Annotated in this window: 5 protein-coding genes and 2 riboswitches; of the genes, 1 reads left to right on the top strand and 4 read right to left on the bottom strand. The window is 64.4% G+C overall.

Annotated elements, in window-relative coordinates:
- The 4 genes from AC4CS3_RS14505 to AC4CS3_RS14490 form a co-directional block, all read right to left on the bottom strand.
- The coding region (locus AC4CS3_RS14505; RefSeq protein WP_490784048.1) for a glycine cleavage system protein H at nucleotides 1-220 on the bottom strand (220 nt) is incomplete at its 3' end.
- A 478-nt stretch (nucleotides 221-698) separates the two neighbouring features.
- Nucleotides 699-1,832: a glycine cleavage system aminomethyltransferase GcvT gene (gcvT, locus tag AC4CS3_RS14500; protein ID WP_490784047.1), complete on the bottom strand. Its 1,134-nt coding sequence runs from the start codon at nucleotides 1,830-1,832 to the stop codon at nucleotides 699-701.
- A gap of 11 nt (nucleotides 1,833-1,843) precedes the next feature.
- Nucleotides 1,844-4,729: an aminomethyl-transferring glycine dehydrogenase gene (gcvP, locus tag AC4CS3_RS14495; RefSeq protein ID WP_490784046.1), complete on the bottom strand. Its 2,886-nt coding sequence runs from the start codon at nucleotides 4,727-4,729 to the stop codon at nucleotides 1,844-1,846.
- 52 nt (nucleotides 4,730-4,781) lie between these two features.
- Nucleotides 4,782-4,889, bottom strand: a riboswitch (glycine riboswitch).
- 1 nt (nucleotide 4,890) lies between these two features.
- A riboswitch (glycine riboswitch) is annotated at nucleotides 4,891-4,988 on the bottom strand.
- A gap of 304 nt (nucleotides 4,989-5,292) precedes the next feature.
- The gene (locus AC4CS3_RS14490) at nucleotides 5,293-5,841 is read right to left on the bottom strand and encodes a TetR/AcrR family transcriptional regulator (protein WP_441412464.1); all 549 of its coding nucleotides are present in this window, start codon (nucleotides 5,839-5,841) and stop codon (nucleotides 5,293-5,295) included.
- Between the two features lie 82 nt (nucleotides 5,842-5,923).
- Between AC4CS3_RS14490 and AC4CS3_RS14485 the strand changes: the two genes are divergently transcribed.
- Nucleotides 5,924-7,465 (top strand): MFS transporter, encoded by a 1,542-nt coding sequence (locus AC4CS3_RS14485; protein ID WP_490784045.1) that lies wholly within the window; start codon nucleotides 5,924-5,926, stop codon nucleotides 7,463-7,465.
- The last annotated feature ends 110 nt before the right edge of the window (nucleotides 7,466-7,575 follow it).

Here is a 7,575-nt window from a genome sequence, read left to right as displayed (position 1 = left end):
GGTCCGAGACGGACTTGGTGGACTCCACCTCGCCGCAGGTCTCCCCCGCAGTCACAGCGGAACCAACCCCGGGCAAGTCAACATACACGATGTCGCCGAGGGCATCGGTGGCCACGGCGGAGATGCCGACGGACACAATGTTCGATCCGGCGTTGCCGGCCTCGCGGGCAACCCACTCGTGCTCGTCGGAGTACTGGAGTTCAGGTGCAACTTTTGCCATGTTTTTTCCTTTGCATTGGTCTAAAAAACGGTTGTGGTCAGGTTACGCGGCGGGGGCCGCCATCCTCGGCGTGCTGCTCCTTCGTCGCTTTGACGCACGCTGCCGGATGCCGCTCCCCCACCGCTAGAGGCTTGTTCGGTTTTCGGGGCCAACAGTTCCGGAAAAGAACGCTGGCCCTTTCGGTTTTAGTAGGTGACCTGTGGTTCCCGTTGGCCAACCTGCGGGAGGTAGCTCATCTTCCAAAAACCTAGGGCGATCGAACGCGACAGGTGCCAAGTTCGCAAAAGAGGCACCAAGGGTGAGCCGAGGTTCATACGGTTCGCCCTTCTGTTCGATAACCAAAGGTGACGGGGACGGCCCCTTCGGGTGCCGGCATCCGGCAGCATGCGTCTAAGGGAGCGACACGTCCGCTCAGCGGGCGTCTTCGCGACCGAGCATGCAGAGGATGTCGGACCCGACGGGCTCAAGGCGAGACGACCTACTTGACCCGCTTGTAGAACGGCAGTGCGACAACTTCGAACCGCTCGGGCTTGCCGCGCAGGTCTACGTCCAGCGCCGTGCCGGCCTCAGCGTGTTCGACGTCGACATACGCCAATGCCACAGGGTAGCCGAGGGTCGGGCTGGGCTGGCCGGAGGTGACTTCGCCGACCACTACGCCGTCCTTGAGGACCGGGTAGTGGCTGCGGCCGGCGCGGCGGCCCAGGCCCTTGAGGCCAACCAGCTTCCGGCCGCTGGTGGAACCGGCGCCATCGGCCTTCAGTGCTTCGAGGGCAGCACGGCCCACGAAGTCGCTTTCCTTGGCGAGCGAAACCACGGGGCCAAGGCCTGCCGAGAAGGGGTTCCCTTCACGGGAGAGCTCGTTGCCGTAGAGCGGCATGCCTGCCTCGAGGCGGAGGGAGTCACGCGAAGCCAGGCCCGCGGGGATCAGCTCGCCGTCCTGGGCAACTGCCGCGATTGCTTGCCACAGGGCGGCAGCGGCATCGTTGTCTACGAAGATTTCGAAGCCGTCCTCACCTGTGTAGCCGGTGCGGGCGAGCAGCAGTTCCGTGGTCTTCCCGGCAAAGGTGAAGGGCACCTCGACGGCGGCGTAGTACTTGAGTTCGGTGACCAGCGAATGCTGTTCCGTCGGGACCAAGCGGAGGAGGATTTCTTCCGCTTTGGGACCCTGGACGGCGATCAGGGAGGTTGCCGCGGAGGCGTCCTTGACGATGACGTCGAAGTTAGCAGCCCGCTGCGCCAGTGCCTCGGCAACAACCTTGGCGTTGCCCGCGTTCGGAACCACCAGGAACTTGGAATCGCCACGACGGTACGTGATGAGGTCATCGATGATGCCGCCGTCTTCCTGGCAGATCAGCGAGTATTTGGCCTTGCCTACCGCGATCGCGGAGATCTTCCCGACTAGGGCGTAGTCGAGGAAGGCAGCGGCTTCCGGACCGGTGACCCAGACTTCGCCCATGTGGGAGAGGTCGAACAGGCCTGCGGACTGGCGGACTGCGTGGTGCTCGGCCAGTTCGGAGGAGTACTTCAGGGGCATCTGCCAGCCACCGAAATCGGTGAAGGAAGCGTCGAGCTTCTTGTGCTCTTCGTAGAGCGCAGTGTAGTTCTCAGTCATTGCGTCAGTCCTTAGTTCTCGAAGGCTTCGATCGGAGGGCAGGAGCAGACCAGGTTGCGGTCGCCGGCGGCGCCGTCGATGCGGCCGACGGGCGGGAAGTACTTGTCCTGCTTGAGGTGGTGGACAGGGAAGACGGCCTGCTCGCGGGAGTATTCACGGTTCCAGTCCGAGGAGACGACGGCGGCCGCGGTGTGCGGTGCGTGGCGCAGCGGGCTGTTCTCCACCGTGAAGTCGCCGTGGGCAACCTGGTCGATTTCCTTGCGGATGGTGATCATGGCTTCGATGAAGCGGTCGATCTCCCCGAGGTCCTCGGATTCGGTGGGCTCCACCATCAGGGTGCCGGCCACCGGGAACGCCAGGGTGGGAGCGTGGAAGCCGTAGTCGATGAGTCGCTTGGCGACGTCCTCCGCGGTGACGCCTGTCTTGGCCGTCAGTTCGCGCAGGTCCAGGATGCACTCGTGGGCCACGAGTCCGCCTTCACCGGTGTAGAGAACGGGGAAGTACTCGTTGAGGCGCGAGGCGATGTAGTTCGCGGCAAGCAGCGCGGACTTGGTGGCTTCGGTGAGGCCTTCGCCGCCCATGAGCTTCACGTAGGCCCAGGAAATCGGCAACACACCCGCGGAGCCGTAACGCGAGGCGGAGATGGCCACGCCAGTCCGTGGCAAAGAAGCGCCGTCTTCGTGCGCTGCCTTGTTGGCATCGCCGGGCATGAAGGGTGCCAGGTGTGCTTTGGCCGCGACCGGGCCAACGCCCGGTCCGCCGCCGCCGTGCGGGATGCAGAAGGTCTTGTGCAGGTTCAGGTGGGACACGTCGCCGCCGAACTTGCCCGGCTGGGCCAGGCCCACGAGCGCGTTAAGGTTGGCGCCGTCAACGTACACCTGGCCGCCGGCTGCGTGCACGGAGTCGCAGATTTCGCGGACGTCGGCGTCGTACACGCCGTGCGTGGAGGGGTAGGTGATCATGATGGCCGAGAGGACGTCCTTGTTGGCCTCGATCTTGGCCTGCAGGTCCGTGTGGTCGATCGTGCCGTCGGCAGCCGTGGCCACCACGACCACCTTCATGCCGGCCAGCACTGCCGAGGCAGCGTTGGTGCCGTGGGCAGAAGCCGGGATGAGGCAGACGTTGCGCTGGAGATCGCCGCGGGAGTGGTGGTAGCCGCGGATGGCCAGCAGACCCGCGAGTTCGCCCTGGGAACCGGCGTTGGGCTGGATGGAGACCTGGTCATAACCGGTGATCTCGGTCAGGTCAGATTCCAGATCTTCGATCAGTTCGCGCCAGCCCTCGGTCTGGGAATCCGGGGCGAACGGGTGGATCGAGGCGAATTCCGGCCAGGAGATGGCTTCCATCTCGGCGGTCGCGTTCAACTTCATGGTGCACGAACCCAACGGGATCATAGTGCGGTCCAGCGCCAGGTCACGGTCCGAAAGCTTGCGGATGTAGCGCAGCAGCTGCGTCTCGGAACGGTGCGTGTTGAACACCGGGTGCTGCAGGTAGTCCGAAGTTCGCTCGACGGCGGCCTCCAGGGCGAAGCCCTCGCCGTCACCGGACACAGTGGCACCGAAGGCGGCGACGACACCAAAAGCATCAAGGACGCCGCCGACGATTTCTTTTGTCGTGGTTTCATCAACGGAGACGCCGACAGTGTCCGCGTCGATGCCGCGCAGGTTGATGCCCTTGGCCTCGGCGGTTGCAACGATTTCGGCAGCCTTGCCCGGGACGCGGACGGTGACGGTGTCGAAGAAGCTGCCGTGCAGAACCTCAAGGCCCGCGGCCTTCAAGGACGCAGCCAGGGTCCGGGCGTGGTTGTGGGCGGTCTCGGCGATCGCCTTCAGGCCATCGGGTCCGTGGTAGACGGCATACATCGAGGAAACGATGGCCAAGAGTGCCTGCGCGGTGCAGATGTTGGACGTCGCCTTCTCGCGGCGGATGTGCTGCTCGCGGGTCTGGAGGGCGAGGCGGTAGGCGGGAGTGCCGGCGTCGTCCTTGGAAACGCCCACCAAGCGGCCCGGCATGGAGCGCTCGAGGCCCTTCTGGACCGCCATGTACGCGGCGTGCGGGCCGCCGAAGAACAGCGGAACGCCGAAGCGCTGGGTGGAGCCGACAGCGATGTCGGCACCCTGCTCGCCCGGAGGCGTGATCAGGGTGAGGGCGAGGAGGTCCGCGGCGACGGTGACGAGGGCACCGCGTTCCTTGGCGGCGGCAATCACGGCGGAGTGGTCGAACACCCGGCCCGAAACGCCCGGCTGCTGCAGCACGATGCCGTTGATCTCGCCGTCGGGCAGGCCCTGGGACAGGTCCGCGATCTCCACCTCGAAGCCCAGCGCCTCGGCGCGGCCCTTCACGATGGCGATGGTCTGCGGGAGGCAGTCGGCGTCGAGGACCGTCTTGCCGTCGTGGGCCGTCTTGTTCTTGTTGGCCCGGCGCATCATGAGGACTGCTTCGGCGACGGCGGTGGCTTCGTCCAGGAGGGAGGCGTTGGCGATGGGCAGCCCCACGAGGTCCTGGACCATGGTCTGGAAATTCAGCAGGGCTTCGAGGCGGCCCTGGGAGATTTCCGGCTGGTACGGCGTGTAGGCCGTGTACCAGGCCGGGGATTCGAGGATGTTGCGGCGAATCACCGGCGGAGTGACGGTGTCGTAATAGCCCTGGCCGATCATCTGCACAGCCGTCTTGTTCTTGGCCGCCAGCTTGCGAAGCTCAGCCAGAACCTCCACCTCGCTGAGGGCATTCTGGAGCGTCAGTGCGACGTCCTGGCGGATGTCATTGGGAACCGCGGTGTCTACGAGCGAATCGACACTGTCGTAGCCAACAGACTTGAGCATGATGTCAATGTCGGCCTGGCGGCGGGCGCCGATATGCCGGTCAACGAACGTAGTGGAGGTTGAACTAACCGTCACGAAGGAACTCCATTAATAAGGCGGCGCAGGGTACGCCACAGCTAATCGGGTTCCTCCCCACTCTGTATTGGACCTGAGAGTTTCCGCGAAACCGTGCTCGTGGCACTGTTCCGCTTGCACCGTCGGTGAGCACGCGTCAGCGTGCTGCTTTCCAGAGTTGCCTTGCCGCGGCGGTGCGTGGGCCTGAGAGATTCCTGGGGAGGATTTGCTCCTACGGCGCCTGCATCACATGCCTGCAGGACTCTCCCGCCGCAGATCAAAGGCGTATTCAGTTATGTGAATCAGATCGTGGTTGCCGGTGACGGCTGCCACAACTCTCAATTGTCCTATGGACTGCCCGCGTCTGCAAATGTGGTCACCGACCCCGCCCGGCTTTCCCAACTAGCTCGCACTAAATGTCGTTTTGGAGCCCCTAAACGACAACAACTGCGTGGGCCCACGCCGCCAGGGTTCCCTGGCCGTGGGGCCCCAACGGCGAGGGCCCCTGCCTGAGCTTGCGAAGGCTGGGAGCCGGTGGGGACTTGCGAGGCGAGGGTGGCGGTGGGGATTAGTTGGGCCAACCCTCAGTTACGGAGGCGTTCGACGGCGGCCAGCAGCGCACCGACGTCGGCGCTCCTCGCGCTGGCCTTGACTTCCGTATCACCGGCGCCGCCTTCAAGCATTGCGTTGAAGTAAAGTCCATCGCCCATGTACCGGACCGCTTTGGCCATCTCGGGCCCCACTTCTTCGGCGAGCACATCGAGCCATTGTTGCTGGATCCCGGCGAAACGCCTGCGGGTTTCTTCATGGGCTACTTCCGCGAGCCGCGTGGCTGCCACGAACACCCTGTCCAAAGGGGTATCCGCCCACAGTGAAGACTTGATGAAGAATGCGGCCGCACCTTCGGGCGCTGCCTTCATTGCTTCGATGTCCAACGCGGCCAGCCCGTCCATGCGTTCGAGCAAGGAGCTGATCATGGCTTCCTTGTTGGGGAAATGGTAGAGCAGGCCGCCCTTGGAGACGCCTGCGCGCTTGGCGACGGCATCCAGGGTGGCAGCCCGCTCCCCCACCTCGATCAACAGGGCTTCAAAGGCATCCAGGACAGCGTCCCGGGCAATAGGTTTTCGCGGCATGGTGTCCATCATCCCTTAGTTCGATGCGGCAGTTCGATGAGTCAGATTGAAACTATACCGTCCAGACGGTACAGTTATTTTCATGTTCAGCCCGTCCACAACCCAGCACCCCCGCACCCCTTCGATCCAATCCGCCCCGTGGCGCGATTGGGCTGCCCTGGCACTCCTGATGTTCCCCGTGCTGCTGGTGGCTGTGGACAATACGGCGCTGACATTTGCCCTGCCGCAAATCGCCCGTTCGCTGGAAGTCGGGGGCGTGCAGCTTCTGTGGGTCGTCGATGCGTACCCGCTGGTTCTCGCAGCCCTGTTGGTGTCCATGGGAAACCTGGGAGACCGGATCGGCCGCCGCCGCTTGCTGTTGATCGGCAGCACGGGCTTCGCCGCCGTTTCCGCGGCCACCGCCTTCGCGCCGTCGGCGGAATGGCTCATCGCCGGACGTGCCAGCATGGGCGTCTTCGGAGCCATGCTCATGCCGTCCACGTTGTCCTTGATCCGCAACATCTTCCCGGACCCGAACCGCCGCCGGCTCGCCGTGGCAGTGTGGGCCGCAGGATTCTCCGGCGGCGCCGCCCTCGGGCCGATCTTCGGCGGCTGGCTCGTGGAGCACTTCTGGTGGGGTGCCGTGTTCCTGGTTGCGGTGCCATTGTTGCTGCCCCTGCTCGCCTTTGGCCCCTCCCTCATTCCCGAGTCCAAGGATCACAACCCGGGCAAGCCGGACGTTCCCAGCGTCGTGCTGTCCATCCTGACCATGGCCCCCGTGGTTTATGGCATCAAAGAGGCCGCCGTGCACGGTTTTGGCCCTGGACCCGCGGCCTTCATGGCGTTCGGCCTGGCCATGGGAATCGTCTTCGTCCGGAGGCAAGGCTCTTTGGCATCGCCCATGTTGGACGTACGGCTTTTCCGGAACAAGGTCTTCAGCACGGCCATCACGGCCAACGTCTTGTCCCTGTTCTCAATGACCGGCTTCATTTACTTCTTCGCGCAGCACTTGCAGCTCGTGGAAGGCCAATCCCCCATGCAGGCGGGGATCTCGATGGTTCCGGCATTGCTGGCCACCATCGTGGCGGGCCTGGTGGTGGTTCCGCTGGTCAAGCGGATCCGCCCGGGCCTGGTGGTGGCATCGGGCTTGGCGCTGAGCGCAGTGGGATACCTCGTGGCCGCCCTGGGCAACCACAGCCAGGGTCCGGGGTACCTTTTGACGGCACTCCTACTGCTGGCCATAGGGGTTGGCTCGGCGGAGACCATCTCCAACGACCTGATCCTCGGCGCGGTTCCTGCCGACAAGGCGGGCGCTGCATCGGCGATCTCCGAAACGGGTTACGAGCTCGGTTCATTGCTGGGCACAGCCGTCCTTGGCTCCATCCTGACAGCGTCCTACCAACACCACTTGCTGCTTCCAGGCGAATTGTCCGGCCATGCAGCCGAACGCTCGCGGGAGACGCTCGCCGGAGCCGTGGACACCGCGGCCGCACTGCCCCAGCCATTGGGTGACGCCCTGGCCACCGCCGCGCGTGCCGCCTTTGAATCGGGCGTCCACATCACGGCAGCGATCGGGCTGATACTGATGGCCGGAGCGGCAGTCCTTGCCGCCGTCGTGCTCCGCCGCGTGCCGACCGCAAAGTAGGCAGTCGGCGCGGATCGAGCCTGCGATTTGCAGTGTGATTTGTTTGTGATATCACTGGAAAAGACGTGTGATCCCCTTGTTTTTATTTCGCTTCGGCGCGATTATGGTGG

This window comes from Arthrobacter sp. SE2 (genome assembly GCF_058244265.1).
Note: the sequence above shows the minus strand (reverse complement) of the source record. Positions and strands in the feature narration are given on the sequence as shown.

Bases quoted from the DNA above. Each gene is read 5' to 3' on its own strand.
- gcvT (WP_490784047.1), bottom strand. From the start codon at position 1,832: ATGACTGAGAACTACACTGCGCTCTACGAAGAGCACAAGAAGCTCGAC.
- AC4CS3_RS14490 (WP_441412464.1), bottom strand. From the start codon at position 5,841: ATGCCGCGAAAACCTATTGCCCGGGACGCTGTCCTGGATGCCTTTGAA.
- AC4CS3_RS14485 (WP_490784045.1), top strand. From the start codon at position 5,924: ATGTTCAGCCCGTCCACAACCCAGCACCCCCGCACCCCTTCGATCCAA.